Origin of the sequence: Streptomyces sp. NPDC079167 (assembly GCF_040686735.1) — a bacterium.
Lineage (GTDB): Bacteria > Actinomycetota > Actinomycetes > Streptomycetales > Streptomycetaceae > Streptomyces.
The window spans coordinates 17,190-31,521 of record NZ_JBFBLO010000016.1; the positions used below are offsets into that span (position 1 = coordinate 17,190).

Sequence of the window (14,332 nt, forward strand, 5' to 3'; positions counted from 1 at the left end):
GGCGCAGCCGGGCCTGCCGCACTGGGGCCTGTCGGTCAGGACTGCGCCGGGCAGGCGAGGCGCTCGTCGGGGATGACCGCCACGCCCGCGATCTCGATCATGGCCTCCGACTGCCAGAGCGCGGTGACGCCGATGCCGGCCATCGCGGGATAGACCGGGCCCGCCAGCTCCCGCCAGACCGCTCCGATCTCCTTGCCGTGAGCCTGGTAGTCGGGGATGTCGGTGAGGTAAATGGTGACGCTCACCAGGTCTTCCGGTATGCCACCCGCTTCGGACAGGGTCGCAAGGACGTTGCCGAATGCCTGCCGGAACTGCTCGACGATGCCGCCCGGCACGATCTCCATGCCCTTGTCGAGCGCCGTCTGGCCGCCCAGGTGGAGCGTGTTGCCGGCGAGCGTTCCGTGCGAATAGCCGCTGGGCCGGGGCAGCGAAGCGGGGTTGACGGGTGCGGGGGTCGATGTGGTCGCCATGGGGACTCCTGCGAGACGGGTGCTGGTTGATCGCCACCGTAACAGCTATTGACAATATGGTGACGACCGTAGGAGAAATGAAATGTGCTTGCAGGTTGGCGGCACAGAAAGAGAGGGAACGACCATGCGCCTCGCGACCGTCGCACACGCGGCCGGTACGTCCGCCGCCGTTCTTCAGGGGGATCTCTGGCGGGCACTGCCTGCCGCCGACCTGTCCGCCCTGTTGGCGACGACGTCGCCGGCACGTGCGGCCGACCTGGCCGGTGAAATGCTCAACGGTGCCGTCCCGGTACAGCCGCTGCCCCGCCCCGGCAAGGTGATCTGCTGCGGTCTGAATTACGCCGACCACATCACGGAGACCGGGCGAGACCTTCCGGCCTATCCCACGCTCTTCGCCAAGTACGCCGACACGCTCACCGGTCCCGGTGACGACCTGGTCATGCCGCAGGGGCTGCAGGTCGACTGGGAAGCCGAGCTCGCCGTCGTGGTGGGCACGCCGCTGCGGCATGCCGACCGGGCGGCGGCGCTGGACGGGATCGCCGGCTACACCGTTGCGAACGACATCTCCGTGCGCGACTGGCAGTACCGCACGCTCCAGTGGTTCCAGGGCAAGACATGGGACGCGACCACTCCCGTCGGGCCCGTGATCGTCACGCCGGACGAGCTGGATCCCGCCGCGGGTGTCGACGTGATCTGCCGGATCAACGGTCAGGAAGTCCAGCGGGACACCACCAGGACGCTCGTCTTCGACGCCGCGGACCTGCTCGCCTACATCTCGACCTTCACCGTGCTGCGCCCGGGCGACCTCGTCCTGACCGGAACCCCCGGCGGCATCGGGGCGGCCCGCAAGCCCCAGTGGTTCCTCGCCGACGGAGACGTCGTCGAGACCGAGATACCCGGCATCGGCACCCTGCGCAACACCCTTCGGCTCGAAAGCTGACCACGCACCACCCGTCAACGACGAGGAGCTCCCCATGCACCCCAACTCCGGTACTCCCGGGTTCTACGACTCGTACGCCCTCGAGGGCGACAACTCGATGTACGCCACGGACAGCGGCCTGGTGGTCCCGGTCGTCACGCGTGGCGGAGCCGAGCCCGGCAGCACCGGGCAGTCCGACGGTGCCACCCGCATCTCGGGGGTCAGTGCCCAGCACACCCCGGCCACCAGGATCTGGTTCGGCAAGGTGAGCAACGACGCGGGCTACCGCTCCGTCCCCCACCACCACGGTGAGGCGGAGACCGGCGGCTACGTGCTGTCCGGCCGCGCGCGGATCTACTTCGGCAAGAGGTTCGAGGACTACATCGACATGTCCGAGGGGGACTGGGTCTTCGTCCCGCCGTTCATGCCGCACGTCGAGTGCAACCTCGACCGCAACAAACCCCTCACCTGGATGACCACGCGCACCCCGGAGAACATCGTGGTCAATCTCCCCCAGGTCCCGGACGAGGAACTCCTCCACTGGACGGACCGGGCCTGATGACCGACATCACCTCGGAGATCTTCAGCGCCGCTGTCACCCTGACCCCCGCGGAGCCCGAGCACCTCGATCTGGCGTTCACGGCGGAGACGCAGCCCTGCCCGTGGCCCAAGGCGTACGGCGGTGACCTGGTCGCCCAAGCGGCCGCCGCGGCCATGCGGACCGTCGCCGACGGCAAACAACTGCACTCCATGCACTCCTACTTCATGCGCCCCGCCGAGATCGGCGAGAAGGTGCGTTACGAAGTGGAAGTGCTGCGCGACGGCCGGGGTTACGCGACCCGGCAGGTCCGCGGCTACCAGGGAGGCAAAGCCCTCTACGTGTGCCTGGCCAACTTCGCGGTCGGCGAGCCCGGGGCGAGCTACACCGACGGGCCCCCCGACTGGCTGGGCGCCGCGGATCTGGCCCGCCCGGAGGAACTGCCGAGCTCCGCCGCATACCTGGCGGGCCGTAAGGGCGGGACGATGACCACGAGGTCCAAGGACTACTGGTCGGCCGGACGTGGATTCGACATACGGCACGTGCCGGGCCCCGTGTACCTGACCGTCGAAGGCAGGCAGGCCCCCCACCAGGCCGTCTGGCTCAGGCCGTTCGATGCCTTGCGGCCCGTCGAGGGACTCACCGACCGCCAGCGGGACACCGCCGCCCTCGCCTACGTCTGCGACTACACGATCCTGGAGCCCCTTCTGCGCGTCCTCGGCCTGTCCTGGGCCCGGGAGGGGCTGGTCACCGCCAGTCTGGACCATGCGATGTGGTTCCACCGTGCCCCGCAGTCGCAGGCCGCCGACGGCTGGCTGCTCTACGTCCAGCAGGCCGTGGCAGCCGATGCGGGGCGCGGTCTTGCCGCCGGCCGCTTCTTCACACCCGACGGCACACACCTGGCCACCGTGGTCCAGGAAGGGATGATCCGCGCCTCCCAGGAAGAGCACCGATGACCCTGTCACCCAGCGGCCACGACGACACCTTCGCCCGCGATCATCTGCCCCCGACCGACCGGTGGCCGGTCCTGGAGTTCACGACCGACCTGCTGCAGTACCCGGAACGGCTCAACGCGTCCACCGAGCTGATCGACCGCCAGGTGGCCCTCCACGGCGAGGACCGACCCGCCCTGCGCACCCCCGAGGGCGAGTCCTGGACCTATGGCGAACTCCAGCGGCGCTCCTGTCAGGTCGCCCAGGTCCTCACCGAGGACCTGGGTCTGGTGCCCGGGAACCGGGTGCTGCTGCGTTCCCCGAACACCCCGTGGACCGTGGCCGCGTGGCTGGGTGTGCTCAGGGCCGGCGGCATCGTCATCACCATCATGTCCGCGCTGCGCGCCAGGGAGCTGGCGCCGGTCGTGGAGAAGACAGAGCCGGCCATCGCGCTCGTCGACCACCGCTTCCTCGACGACGTATTCGCCGTCCGGGACACGGTCGCACCCGGCCTGCGCGTAGTGCCCTACGGAGGCGACGGCCTCGACGACCTGAGCGAGCGGGCCGCCTCCAAGTCGGGGCGGTTCCATGCGGCCGACACCGCTGCGGACGACGTCGCGCTGTTCGGGCCGACCTCGGGCACCACCGGCGTCCCGAAGATCACCGTCCACTTCCACCGAGACCTCCTCTCGATCGACAACACCTTCGGACAGAGCACCCTCCGGCTCCGTCCCGACGACGTGGTGGCCTGCACCGCGCCCCTGGCCTTCACCTTCGGTCTGGGCATGCTGGTCGTCTTCACCCTGCGCGCAGGTGCCTGCGCGCTGCTGACGGAGGCGGCCACCCCCGCGCAGCTGGCCGGGCTCGTCGCGGACAACGGCGTGACCGTGCTGGCCACCGCACCGACCGCCTACAAGCAGATCCTCAAGTCCGGGCAGGCCGAGCAGCTCGCCGGGCTGCGCTGCGCGGTCAGCGCGGGAGAGCACATCCCCCAGGACCTGTGGCAGCAGATGCGCGAAGAGCTGGGCCTGAAGGTCGTCGACGGAATCGGCGCCACAGAGATGCTGCACATATTCATCTCCGCCGCCGGTGACGACATCCGCCCGGGGGCGACCGGCAAACCGGTCCCCGGCTACCGCGCCGCCATCCTCGGCCTGGACGGCGAGGAACTCGGCCCCGGCGCAGAGGGCCGACTGGCCGTGATCGGCCCTGTCGGCTGCCGCTACCTGGACGACAGCCGGCAGGACGACTATGTCGTGAACGGCTGGAACGTCACCGGAGACACCTTTCTGCGCGACGAGGACGGCTACTTCTGGTACCAGGCACGCAACGACAACATGATCCTCTCGTCGGGATACAACATCGCCGGCCCCGAGGTCGAAGCCGCGATCGACACCCACCCGGACGTCGTGGAGTCGGCAGTGGTCTCCCGGCCCGACCCCGACCGCGGCTCCGTCGTGTGCGCGTTCGTCGTACTCCGCGAGAACGTGACCGGGGACGCGACGAAGGCCAAGGACATCCAGGACCACGTCAAGCAACAGATCGCGCCCTACAAGTACCCGCGTGACGTGCGCTTCACCGACTCACTGCCGCGCAATCCCAGCGGCAAGCTCCAGCATTTCAAGCTCCGCCGGATCGTTGAGGAAACACCATGAAGATCGCAATCACCGGCGGGGGCCCCGGAGGTCTGTACTTCGCCGCCCTGATGAAGCAGATGGACCCCGCCCACCAGATCACCGTCTGGGAACGCAACGCGCCCGATGACACCTTCGGTTTCGGTGTCGTCTTCTCCGACGAGACGCTCAGCGGCATCGACAACGCCGACGAGACCGTCCACGCCGCGATGGAGAGCAGATTCGCCCGCTGGACCGACATCGACATCGAGTTCGACGGACACCGCTTCACCGTCGGCGGGCAGGGCTTCGCAGCGATGAGCCGGAAGGAGCTCCTGCAGCTCCTTCAGCAGCGGGTCGCCGAGCTCGACGTCACCGTCCACTACCGCACCGAGGCACCCGACGTGGACGAGCTGCGAGCCTCCCACGACCTGGTCCTCGCCGCCGACGGCCTCAACTCCGCCGTCCGCACCAAGTACGCCGACGTCTTCCGTCCGTCGCTCGACCGTCGTCGGAACAAGTACATCTGGCTGGGAACGGACCTCGCCTTCGAAGCGTTCCAGTTCTTCGTCAAGCAGACGGAGTGGGGCACCATGCAGATCCATGGCTACCCCTACTCCGAGAACGGCTCGACCTTCATCGTCGAGATGCACGAAGACGTATGGCAACGGGCAGGGTTCGACCGCACCGCCGACGCGGCGTTCCCGCCGGGTGTCTCCGACGAGTACGCCGTCGCCCGCATCGCCGAGATCTTCTCCGACGAGCTCCGGGGACACCGGATCCTGACGAACAACTCCAAGTGGCTGAACTTCACCACGGTCCGCAACGAACGCTGGCACGACGGAAATGTGGTCCTGCTCGGCGACGCCGCCCACACGGCGCACTTCTCGATCGGCTCGGGCACCAAGCTCGCCATGGAGGACGCCCTCGCCCTGACGGCCTGCCTCCACGAGCACCCCACCGTGACCGAGGCGCTTGACGCCTATCAGGCAGAGCGCAAGCCGGTCGTCGAGTCGACCCAGCGCGCCGCGCAGGCGTCGTTGGAGTGGTTCGAGAACATCGGCATGTACGCCGACCAGGAACCTGCCCAGTTCGCCTTCAACCTGCTGACCCGCTCGCGCCGGATCACCTTCGACAACCTGAGGGAACGCGACGCCGAGTTCGCCGCGGTGATCGAGAGCGAGTTCGCCCGGAGCCAACAATCCCCGGGCGTCGCTCCCGCGATGTTCCAGCCGGTCACCATCGGGCCACTGGAACTCAAGAACCGGGTCATCGTCTCCCCCATGGACATGTACTCCGCGGAGGCCGGGGTCCCCGGCGATTTCCACCTCGTCCACCTGGGCTCGAAGGCCCTTGGCGGAGCGGGTCTGGTCATGAGCGAAATGGTCTGCGTCTCAGCCGAGGCACGGATCACCCCGGGCTGCCCCGGGCTGTGGACCGACGAGCAGCGCGACGCCTGGCGCCGCGTCACCGACTTCGTGCACACACGCACGAGCGCGAAGGTGGGCCTGCAGCTCGGCCACGCCGGCCGTAAGGGGTCCACGAAGCTCATGTGGGAGGGCATCGACGAGCCCCTCGACGAGGCCAACTGGGAGGTGACCGGCCCGTCCCCCCTTCCCTACGGCCCGGGCTGCCACATCCCGCGCGAGGCCACGCGCGAGGACCTGGACAAGGTGGTCGCCGACTTCACCACCGCCGCCGAACGAGGTGTACAGGCCGGATTCGACCTCATCGAGGTGCACGCGGCCCACGGTTACCTGCTGTCGTCCTTCCTCTCGCCCGTCGCCAACCGGCGCACCGACGCGTACGGAGGCTGCCTGGAGAACCGGCTGCGGTTCCCGCTGGAGGTCTTCGACGCAGTACGGCGGGCCGTCCCGTCCCGTATCCCCGTCACCGTCCGCATATCGGCCACCGACTGGGTGCCCGACGGCACCACCGAGGGTGACGCCGTGGACATCGCCCGCGCCTTCATCGAGCACGGTGCCGCGGCGATCGACGTCTCCTCCGGGCAGGTGACCAAGGACGAGAAGCCCGCCTTCGGCCGCTCCTACCAGACACCCTTCGCGGACATGATCCGTCACAAGGCCGCCGGCCCCGCGGGTGTGAAGGTGATCGCGGTGGGCGCCATCTCCTCCTACGACGACATGAACTCCGTCCTGCTGGCCGGCCGCGCCGACCTGTGCGCCCTGGGCCGCACCCATCTGTACGACCCGCAGTGGACGCTGCACGCGGCTGCCGAGCAGGAGTACCGGGGCGCGGGCGCGGAATGGCCGGTGCAGTGGAAGGCGGGGCGCCGCAAGCCGCCGACATCGCGTACCGACAAGATCCCGCCCCGGCTGTCTCTCCTGCGGGAGGGAGAGACGGGCTCTACGCACCTGCGGTGGACACCGGGTCCGCGCGGAGTATCCGAGTGACCTCCTCGTCCCAGGTACCGAAGGCCGTCGGCGTCCACCGGACCCGTATCGAGTGGATCGACACCGATGCCGCGGGCATCTACCACAACAGCACCGTCATACGCTTCGTGGAGGCGGCGGAGGCGCGGCTGATGGACGAACGGGGTCTCCACGGTTACTTCCCGGCCGCACCGCGCGTCCACTACGAGGTGGATTTCGAGGCACCGCTCCGTTTCGGCCAGAAGACCCGCACCACGGTGGAACTCACCGCCATCGGAACCACGTCGATGACGTTCCGTTTCGACGTATGGGGTGAGGAGTTCCAGGGCCGCCCGGCCCACCGGGCAGCGCACGGCCGCTACGTGACCGCCCACATCGACCGTGCCCCGTCCGGAGAAGCCGCCGGCCGGCCCTGGCCGCCCGAATGGATCGCCGCACTTCAGGGGGGTACGCGAGCGCCTGCTGAGCGTCGGCCATACTGAGTCGGGTGAGCCGGACCCAGGAAGCACAGACCACCGCATCGACGCACCGATCCCGCACCCTGCTGGTGAGCTTCCTGGGCGCCGTCGTCCGCAAGATGGGCGGCTGGATGCCGATCGGGGCGACGGTGGAGCTGCTCGCCCAGTCGGGTCTGGACGCGTCCAGTGTCCGGACCGCGGTCTTCCGCCTCAAGAAGCGCGGCTGGCTGGAGTCGGAGTCCCGCTCAGGGGTACGGGGCTACGCTCTGACTGCCACTGCCCTGGAAGCCCTGGCTGCCGGCGACCAGGTGATCTGGCACGCACGGCAACCCGCTGACCTGAGAGACGGCTGGTGCCTGGTGAACTTCTCCGTGCCGGAGTCCGCCAGGGCGAAGCGCCACCAGCTGACCGCGCACCTCACGTCTCTCGGCTTCGGCAACACCGGCTCAGCGGTATGGATCGCACCCGCCCGGATGCTGCCGGCCGCGCAAGCGATCATCGCCGAACTGAACCTGTCCGGGCAGTGCGCCGTCTTCGTCGGACACTACGCCGCGGGCCAGGACCTGACGTCACTGGTCCGCAACGGGTGGGACATCGACGAGATCGACCGGCGCTACAAGGAATTCATCGACGCCTACGAGCCCGAGGCCGACCGCCTCGCCCGAGCCCCCTTCATCGAGGGCAAGCAGGCCCTGATCACCTACCTCGCCGTCATCGACCACTGGCGCAAACTGCCCTTCCGTGACCCCGGTCTGCCGCTCGAAGTCCTGACCGAGACCTGGAGCGGCTCCGCCGCTGTCCACCTCTTCGAACGGCTGGTCGCGATACTGGAGGGCCGAGCCCTGGCCCACGCCGCACCCCACTGGCCCTCCCGGTCACCGTCAGACGCGTCCGGAGCAGCAGGTCAGGCTGGATGACGGCCTCGACGGGGCGGCGTCGACATCGTTCGCCCCGACGTCGGCCGGCGCGAGAACACCGCAGCTTGGTACGGCGGTCGAGCGATCCCTGCACCACCGACCTGTGCCTTCATCTGGTGGGCCCCGACCACGGCGCCGCCTACGCCTCACAGATCGCCCGGAACATGGTCCTGCGGCCGCACCGGGAGTTCAGCCACCATGCGCCGCCGCTTCCGGACGCATCCGGATACCCGGTGCTCACCGGCACACCTTCGTCCGAACCCGGGCGGCTGCCTGACGGACGGCGCCTCAGCTCAGGGCGTCGAGCGCGGCGATGATGTCGGCCGGTTCGGCGCGCGCCCTCTGGGCGGGCCAGTCGCCCACGGGTGGTGTGGGTGGGGTTACCGGGGCGGTGCGGGGGGCGGCTGCCCGGCTCGTACAGGGCCGGCGCAGGGGTCGGGCCGGGCAGCCGGAGGGCGCGTGCGTCAGCTCGTCGAGGGGTTGACGATGAGGGTGGCCGTGTTGTTCGTCAGGTCGGGGTCGAAGGTGCGGACGGCGGGTTCGTAGGCGTCGTTGTAGAGGGCGGCGCGGGCGGTGGCGTTCGGGATGACCTCGTCGATGTGGAGGGGGAAGGTGTGGGTGGCCGGCTTGCCGGATTCGGTGAGGTAGATGGGGGTGTTGCAGCGGTAGCGGGTCTCGGACTGGGACCAGCAGGCGTCGGGGGCGGAGGCGACCGAGGTGCCGGCGGGGATGTCGATGTCGACGGTCGCGGCGGGTTCGCCCGCGCCGAGGGAGGCGACCCAGGCGGGGCCCGCGTTGTGGACGGTGACGGTGGCGGGGACGGTGTCGCCGGCCGCGCCGGAGACGGTGGAGGCGGTCAGCCGGTAGTCGGCCTGGTTGACGGTCTTCACCGTGAAGCTGCGGTATGGCTGGAGCTCGTCGGAAGGGGCGGCGGCCGGGGTGAGGTTCAGCTCCGGGCCGGCGCCCGGGGTGAAGGCGCGGCCGGCGCGGGCCTCGGCGAGTGCCTGCTCGGAGTAGGGCTGCGCCGAATAGTCGACGCGGTCGAAGAGGGCCATGTCCTTGGTGCGGAACTTCAGCGGGAGGGAGTGGTACGAGCCCGGGGTCGTCCGCTCGTCCAGGACGCAGAGGAACGTACGGCCGGTGACGGCGTTCGTGGACTCGCAGTTGGAGGGGACGGACATGCCGAGGCGGATACCGCGGGAGGTGAAGACGGTGAGCAGGGTGCGGTCGGCGGTGCGGTTGCCCTGGTTGCCGAGGACGACGGAGGAGTCGAAGGGCTGGTCGGGTGCCATGCCGGTGCGGTACTCGGCCTGGGTGAGGCCGAGCGCGGGACCGTCGTTGACGGCGACGTAGGTCTCGCCCGGGTAGGCGTTCATGCCGCCGGCCTGGGCGGTGTAGCGGACGTAGCCGTCGTTGCCGTCGGTGGCGCCCGGCTTGGTGGTCAGGCCGATCCGCGCGGCGGGGGCGTTGGCGCCGCCGGGAAGTTCGGGGGTGGTGCAGACGGCGGTGGTCTCGTTCTCCGGGCGGCAGTTCGCGGGCCAGGTGACGTCGGCGAACGAGGCGACTCCGGAGGCGTCGACGGTGAGCGTGCCGGCCGGGACGGTGGTCGCCGTGTTGTCGTGGCTGATCTGCACGGTCAGCGACTGCGACGGTGCGGGGGAGCCGTCCTCGGACGGGCCCGCGAGGGTGATCTCGTACGGGTCGGACCAGAGCCACAGGGCGTCGGAGGCGGCTGCGGCGGGGGCCGCGGCCGGGCCGGTGACGGCGGCGAGCGCGCCGAGTGCGGCGGCGGAGGCGATGAGCGTCTTCTTCACGGGGATCAAGACAGCGGAGATCGGCGGATGGTTGTACGGGGGAGGAGGGCCGGTTTCGGTCCGCCGGGTCGGCCGTGCGGTCGCCGAGGATGCCCGAGCGGGCGATGACGTAGCCGAGTCGGGCGCGGCTGCCGCTGCCGAGGGCGGCGGAGAGTTCGGCGATGTGGCCGCGGCAGGTGCGGACCTTCATGCCGAGTCGGCGGGCGATCGCTTCGTCGACGTGGCCACCCCTTCACCGCACTGGTCTGCGCGGTGGCCGCCGCCGTCCTGTCCGGTACGAAGTCGCTGGTCGCGATCGGGGAATGGATCACCGACGCGCAGCCCTGGGCCCTGCGGACACTCGGTTACACCCCCGACCCGTTCACCGGGCAGACCTCCGCCCCGCACCCCGCGACCATCCGCCGCCTGCTGGAACGCCTCGACGGCGACGCGCTCGACCGAGCCGTCTGCGCGTTCCTCGACACCGGCACACGTCGTGCACTTCGGGAAACAGGTCGAGCACCACCGACCACATCTGGAAAACCCGAGAAGGCCGCGGGTCAGAGCCCCTTTGCGACAGGCTCCAGAATCGCCACGCACTCAACGTGCGCAGTCATCGGGAACAGGTCGAACGCCCGCAGCGTCCGCACCTTGTATCCCCCGTCCCGGAAGTACGCGATGTCCCGCGCCAGTGCCGCCGGGTCGCACGCCACGTACGCGATGCGGCGGGCGCCCAGCGACGCGAGGTGCTTGACCGTGGCCTTGCCCGCGCCCGCGCGCGGCGGGTCCAGGACGATCAGGTCGCACTCGGTGATGCCCGTTCGCGGCAGCACCTGGTCGACCTTGCCGTGTTCGATGCGGACCCGGTCCAGGTCCTTGAGGTTGTGCCGGGCGTCCTCGACGGCGCGCTTGCCGGACTCGATGCCCAGCACCGCGCCCTTCTCGCCGATGCGCTGGCCGATGGCGCCGGCGAACAGGCCGACACCGCAGTAGAGGTCCAGCGCCATGTCGTTCTTGCGCGGCAGCAGGCCCTGCATGACCGCGCGGACCAGCGTGTCGGCCGCCTGCGGGTGCACCTGCCAGAAGCCGCCCGAGCCGACGCGGTACGTACGGTCGTCGGCGCGCTCGCGGACGAAGGCACGGCCGTGGACGCGGTGGACGCCGCCGTCCTTCTCGTCGACGCGGAGCACGGAGACGGGCTTGTCGAGCTCGACGAGCGGGAGGCGGCCGCCCTCACGGGGAGTCAGGATGACCTGGCGGTCGTGGGAGCCCGTCGCGGAGATCGCCTCCACCGTGGCCATCTGCGGCCAGTCCTGCTTCTCGATGCCGAGCTCGGAGACGCCGGGAGCGGCGATCAGGCAGTGGTCGATGGGCTGGACCTCGTGCGAACGGTGCTTGCGCAGTCCGACCAGGCCGTCCGCGTCGACGGCGTACTGCACGCGGGTGCGCCACGCGGGGACCTCGCCCGGCGGGAGCTTGTCGCCCTCCGCCGGCATGACCGTGCCGTCCCAGCCGGCCTCCTCGGGCGTGAGGCCCGCGAGGCGCTGGAGCTGCTCGGCGATCACTTCGCCCTTGAGGCGGCGCTGGGCGCCGGGCTTGGCGTGCTGCCAGTCGCAGCCGCCGCACTTGCCGGGCCCTGCGTACGGGCAGGGGGCCTCGACCCGGTCCTTGGATGCCTCGACGACCGTGACCGCGTCGGCGCGCAGGAAGCGGGAGTCGCTCCCACCCTCGGTGACCCGGGCGACGACCTTCTCGCCGGGGAGGGTGTGGCGCACGAAGAGCACCTGGCCCTCGGATGTACGGGCGATGCAGTGGCCGCCGTGGGCGACGGGGCCGACCTCGACCTCGTACTCCCGGCCGACCAGGTCCTCGCCGGCCTGTGACTCGCCGGCCTGTGACTCGCCGGCCTGCGTCTCCTTGACCTCGGACTCCTTGACCTCGGACTCCTTGACCTCGGACTCCTTGGCCTGCGACTCCCCGGCCTGCGGCGACGTGGATTCGTTCTGCATGAGGGGGTGGCTCCAGAGGTCAGGAAGAGGGGAAAACGGCGAAACGGCCGGACAACAGCCCACCAGTCTACGTGGACGGAAGCCGGCCGCTTACCACAGGCGGAGCGCGGAGTCAGCCCTTCTGGCTCGGATCCTTGTGGCGCCGTTCCACGGGGCCGCGGCGTACCGATCCGGGGGCGATCCAGTCCGCACGCCTCCTGGCCCGTACCTTCGCGGCCTCGGAGGACTCCAGCTGGTAGGGGACCGAGGTCACCATCACCCCGGGTGTGAAGAGGAGCCTGCCCTTGAGCCGCAGCGCGCTCTGGTTGTGCAGCAGGTGCTCGTACCAGTGGCCGACCACGTACTCGGGGATGTAGACGCTGATCACGTCGCGCGGGCGGTCCGTGCGCAGGCTCTTGACGTAGTCGATGACCGGCCGGGTCACCTCGCGGTAGGGCGAGTCGAGGATCTTCAGCGGGATGTCGATGCCGCGCCGCTCCCAGTCGTTCCTGAGCGCCTTGGTCTCGTCCGGGTCGACGCTGATGGACAGCGCCTCCAGCTGGTCCGAGCGCACCAGCTTGGCGTACGCGAGTGCGCGCAGCGTGGGCCGGTGGAGCTTGGAGACCAGGACGATCGAGTGGACCCGCGAGGGCCTCACGGTGTCGTCGGACGGGGTGTCGGACGCGGCGATCTCCTCGGCGACCCGGTCGTAGTGCTTGCGGATCGCGGTCATCGTGCCGAAGAAGATCACCATGCCGAGCAGCGCGACCCAGGCACCGTGGGTGAACTTGGTGGCCAGGACGACGACCAGGACCAGTCCGGTGAAGAACGCGCCGAAGGTGTTGATCGCCCGGGAGCGGATCATGTGCCGGCGCGCGGCCGGGTCCTTCTCGGTACGCAGATGGCGGTTCCAGTGCCGCACCATGCCGGTCTGGCTGAGCGTGAAGGAGACGAAGACACCGACGATGTAGAGCTGGATCAGCCGGGTCGAGTCCGCCCCGTAGATCCAGACGAGCAGGATCGCGGCCCCGGCGAGGAGCACGATGCCGTTGGAGAAGGCGAGCCGGTCACCCCGGGTGTGCAGCTGGCGGGGCAGGTAGCGGTCCTGGGCGAGGATCGAGCCGAGCAGCGGGAAACCGTTGTACGCGGTGTTCGCGGCGAGGAAGAGCACGAGGGCGGTGGCCGCCGCGAGGAAGACGAAAAGAAACGTCCCGTCGCCGAAGACCGCCGCGGCGACCTGGGAGATGACCGGGTCCTGGGTGAACCCCGCACCGACCGCGACACCGTTGTGGAGCAGGTCCTTCGCGGGGTTCTCCGCCATCTTCACGTCGGTGGCCATGGCAAGGCCGATGATGCCGCAGAACATGGTGACGGCCAGCAGGCCCATCGCCGCGAGGGTGGTCGCGGCGTTCTTGCTCTTCGGCTTGCGGAAGGCGGGGACGCCGTTGCTGATCGCCTCGACGCCGGTGAGGGCCGCGCATCCGGAGGAGAAGGCGCGCAGGAGCAGGAAGACGAGGGCGAAGCCGGCGAGCCCCTGGTGCTCGGGCTTGATCTCGTAGTTCGAGGTGGGCGCGTGCATGGTGTCGCCGAGAGCCAGCCCCCGGAACGCGCCCCAGAGGATCATCACGAAGACCCCGGCCACGAACAGGTAGGTCGGGATGGCGAAGAGCTTGCCCGACTCCTTGACGCCCCGGAGGTTCATCAGCGTCAGCAGCACGATGGCGCCTATGGCGCAGAACGTCTTGTGCTCGACGACGAAGGGGATGGCGGAGCCGAGGTTCTCCACGCCCGAGGAGATCGACACGGCGACGGTGAGGACGTAGTCGACGAGGAGGGCGCTGGCGACGGTCAGACCGGCCTTGGGGCCGAGGTTGGTGTTGGCGACCTCGTAGTCGCCTCCCCCGCTCGGGTAGGCGCGCACGTTCTGCCGGTACGAGGCGACGACGGTGAACATCAGGACCACGACCGCGACCGCGATCCACGGGCTGAAGTGGTATGCCGACACGCCCGCGATGGACAGCACGAGGAGGACTTCTCCGGGTGCGTACGCAACGGAGGACAGCGGGTCGGATGCGAAGACGGGGAGCGCGATGCGCTTGGGGAGGAGTGTTTCCCCCAGCTTGTCGCTGCGCAGCGCCCGGCCGATCAGGATCCGTTTGGGCACGTCGGTCAGTTTGGACACGGTGAGGATCGTAAGCGCTGCGGGGACACGCCGCCGAGGCACCACCCCCTGGGCGACCGGAAAACCTTCATAATTACCCGCCCTCACCGCAAAAGTCCATGGAATCCTTAACGAAATCCTTGCGGTGCG

11 protein-coding genes and 3 pseudogenes are annotated in these 14,332 nt (G+C 69.6%); 9 read left to right on the forward strand and 5 right to left on the reverse strand.

All coding sequences use genetic code 11. The features are described from left to right. Positions 1 to 35 precede the first annotated feature (35 nt). On the reverse strand, positions 36 to 470 hold the full coding sequence (locus AB0P41_RS28230; RefSeq protein WP_365934840.1) for a RidA family protein: 435 nt from the start codon (positions 468 to 470) through the stop codon (positions 36 to 38). Positions 471 to 594: 124 nt separating this feature from the next. Between AB0P41_RS28230 and AB0P41_RS28235 the strand changes: the two genes are divergently transcribed. From AB0P41_RS28235 to AB0P41_RS28270, 8 genes and pseudogenes are all read left to right on the forward strand, one after another. Continuing rightward, complete coding sequence (locus AB0P41_RS28235) at positions 595 to 1,410, forward strand: fumarylacetoacetate hydrolase family protein (RefSeq protein WP_365934842.1); 816 nt, start codon at positions 595 to 597, stop codon at positions 1,408 to 1,410. Between the two features lie 34 nt (positions 1,411 to 1,444). Beyond that, positions 1,445 to 1,948, forward strand: coding sequence for a cupin domain-containing protein (locus tag AB0P41_RS28240; RefSeq protein WP_356710344.1), 504 nt, complete (start codon positions 1,445 to 1,447; stop codon positions 1,946 to 1,948). Next, positions 1,948 to 2,883: an acyl-CoA thioesterase domain-containing protein gene (locus AB0P41_RS28245; RefSeq protein ID WP_365934844.1), complete on the forward strand. Its 936-nt coding sequence runs from the start codon at positions 1,948 to 1,950 to the stop codon at positions 2,881 to 2,883. Before AB0P41_RS28240 ends, AB0P41_RS28245 begins: the two co-directional genes overlap by 1 nt. Further along, positions 2,880 to 4,514: an AMP-binding protein gene (locus AB0P41_RS28250; RefSeq protein ID WP_365934846.1), complete on the forward strand. Its 1,635-nt coding sequence runs from the start codon at positions 2,880 to 2,882 to the stop codon at positions 4,512 to 4,514. Before AB0P41_RS28245 ends, AB0P41_RS28250 begins: the two co-directional genes overlap by 4 nt. Further along, entirely contained in the window at positions 4,511 to 6,886 is a 2,376-nt protein-coding gene (locus AB0P41_RS28255; RefSeq protein WP_365934848.1) for a bifunctional salicylyl-CoA 5-hydroxylase/oxidoreductase, read from the forward strand. Before AB0P41_RS28250 ends, AB0P41_RS28255 begins: the two co-directional genes overlap by 4 nt. Then, positions 6,883 to 7,347: an acyl-CoA thioesterase gene (locus AB0P41_RS28260; protein ID WP_365934850.1), complete on the forward strand. Its 465-nt coding sequence runs from the start codon at positions 6,883 to 6,885 to the stop codon at positions 7,345 to 7,347. The genes AB0P41_RS28255 and AB0P41_RS28260 overlap by 4 nt, the downstream gene beginning before the upstream one ends. A gap of 5 nt (positions 7,348 to 7,352) precedes the next feature. After that, positions 7,353 to 8,240 (forward strand): PaaX family transcriptional regulator C-terminal domain-containing protein, encoded by an 888-nt coding sequence (locus AB0P41_RS28265; protein ID WP_356710334.1) that lies wholly within the window; start codon positions 7,353 to 7,355, stop codon positions 8,238 to 8,240. A 98-nt stretch (positions 8,241 to 8,338) separates the two neighbouring features. After that, positions 8,339 to 8,434, forward strand: a pseudogene (locus AB0P41_RS28270) (AraC family transcriptional regulator); the annotation flags it as partial. 270 nt (positions 8,435 to 8,704) lie between these two features. On the opposite strand, the gene AB0P41_RS28275 reads toward AB0P41_RS28270, so the two are convergent. After that, positions 8,705 to 10,054 (reverse strand): hypothetical protein, encoded by a 1,350-nt coding sequence (locus tag AB0P41_RS28275; RefSeq protein WP_365934852.1) that lies wholly within the window; start codon positions 10,052 to 10,054, stop codon positions 8,705 to 8,707. An 85-nt stretch (positions 10,055 to 10,139) separates the two neighbouring features. Continuing rightward, positions 10,140 to 10,280, reverse strand: a pseudogene (locus AB0P41_RS28280) (helix-turn-helix transcriptional regulator); the annotation flags it as partial. 26 nt (positions 10,281 to 10,306) lie between these two features. On the opposite strand from AB0P41_RS28280, the pseudogene AB0P41_RS28285 reads away from it, so the two are divergent. Further along, positions 10,307 to 10,450 (forward strand): annotated as a pseudogene (locus tag AB0P41_RS28285) (ISAs1 family transposase); the annotation flags it as partial. Between the two features lie 143 nt (positions 10,451 to 10,593). Here AB0P41_RS28285 and AB0P41_RS28290 read toward each other — a convergent pair. Both AB0P41_RS28290 and AB0P41_RS28295 read right to left on the reverse strand, forming a co-directional pair. After that, complete coding sequence (locus tag AB0P41_RS28290; RefSeq protein ID WP_365934854.1) at positions 10,594 to 12,042, reverse strand: TRAM domain-containing protein; 1,449 nt, start codon at positions 12,040 to 12,042, stop codon at positions 10,594 to 10,596. 112 nt (positions 12,043 to 12,154) lie between these two features. Further along, positions 12,155 to 14,203: an APC family permease gene (locus AB0P41_RS28295; RefSeq protein ID WP_365934856.1), complete on the reverse strand. Its 2,049-nt coding sequence runs from the start codon at positions 14,201 to 14,203 to the stop codon at positions 12,155 to 12,157. Positions 14,204 to 14,332 lie beyond the last annotated feature (129 nt).

Excerpts from the sequence above, each read along its gene's own strand:
- AB0P41_RS28230 (WP_365934840.1), bottom strand. The coding sequence starts at position 470 with ATGGCGACCACATCGACCCCCGCACCCGTCAACCCCGCTTCGCTGCCC.
- AB0P41_RS28235 (WP_365934842.1), top strand. The coding sequence starts at position 595 with ATGCGCCTCGCGACCGTCGCACACGCGGCCGGTACGTCCGCCGCCGTT.
- AB0P41_RS28240 (WP_356710344.1), top strand. The coding sequence starts at position 1,445 with ATGCACCCCAACTCCGGTACTCCCGGGTTCTACGACTCGTACGCCCTC.
- AB0P41_RS28245 (WP_365934844.1), top strand. The coding sequence starts at position 1,948 with ATGACCGACATCACCTCGGAGATCTTCAGCGCCGCTGTCACCCTGACC.
- AB0P41_RS28250 (WP_365934846.1), top strand. The coding sequence starts at position 2,880 with ATGACCCTGTCACCCAGCGGCCACGACGACACCTTCGCCCGCGATCAT.
- AB0P41_RS28255 (WP_365934848.1), top strand. The coding sequence starts at position 4,511 with ATGAAGATCGCAATCACCGGCGGGGGCCCCGGAGGTCTGTACTTCGCC.
- AB0P41_RS28290 (WP_365934854.1), bottom strand. The coding sequence starts at position 12,042 with ATGCAGAACGAATCCACGTCGCCGCAGGCCGGGGAGTCGCAGGCCAAG.